General features: G+C 75.8%; 1 protein-coding gene and 1 pseudogene. Both read right to left on the bottom strand.

What is annotated here, in order from left to right:
• Positions 1–154, bottom strand: a pseudogene (locus SACPADRAFT_RS26625) (carbohydrate kinase family protein); the annotation flags it as partial.
• A partial coding sequence (locus tag SACPADRAFT_RS26620; protein WP_007027844.1) for a pseudouridine-5'-phosphate glycosidase occupies positions 151–751 on the bottom strand: 601 nt, incomplete at its 5' end. The gene SACPADRAFT_RS26620 and the pseudogene SACPADRAFT_RS26625, both read right to left, overlap by 4 nt.

Genomic DNA, 751 nt, shown 5'->3' with positions numbered 1-751 from the left:
GTGCGCCCGCCTCGGCCAGCCACAGCGCCGTGTTGGCCCCCGCGCCGCCCCCGGTGAGTCCCACCCGTGCCCGGGCGTCGCCGCCGTACACGATCGGCTCGTCGTGCCGGGCCACCACGTCGAGGCCCACGTCCCCGACCACCACCACCGTCACGGGACCAGCTCCGCCGCGACGCGGGCGCCGAGTTCGGCGTTGGCCACCACCAGCGCCTCGTTGGCCGCCAGGCTCGCCCCGTCTCCCGCGGTGTGGAAGTGCTCCAGCAGCGCGGGGGTCACGTCAACTCCTCGGACGTCCCGGGACCGCAGCGCCTCCAGTCCCTCGGCGAGCAGCCGGTCGTGCTCGGCGCGGTCGAGTTCGAACCGCGCGGGGACGGGGTTGGCCAGCAGCACCCCGGAGTCGGCGAACCGCCGGTGGGCGGTGACCACGGCCGCCGCCGTGGCCGGGTCGTCCACGCGGCACGGCACCGGCAGCCCGGACGACCGCAGGTAGAAGGCGGGGAAGTCGTCGGTGCGGTACCCGAGCACCGGCACCGAGTGCGTCTCCAGCACTTCCAGGGTGGCGGGGATGTCCAGGATCGACTTCATCCCGGAGCACACCACCAGGATGTCCGTGCCGGCGAGGGTGCCCAGGTCGGCGGAGACGTCCCAGGTGGTCGTCGCGCCGGGCAGCGGGTGGTGGACCCCGCCCAGCCCGCCCGTGGCGAACACGCCGATCCCGGCCCGGCGTGCGGCGACCGCCGTGCTCGCGACC

This window comes from Saccharomonospora iraqiensis subsp. paurometabolica YIM 90007, assembly GCF_000231035.2.
In the GTDB taxonomy this organism is placed as follows: Bacteria; Actinomycetota; Actinomycetes; order Mycobacteriales; family Pseudonocardiaceae; genus Saccharomonospora; species Saccharomonospora paurometabolica.
Note: the sequence above shows the minus strand (reverse complement) of the source record. Positions and strands in the feature narration are given on the sequence as shown.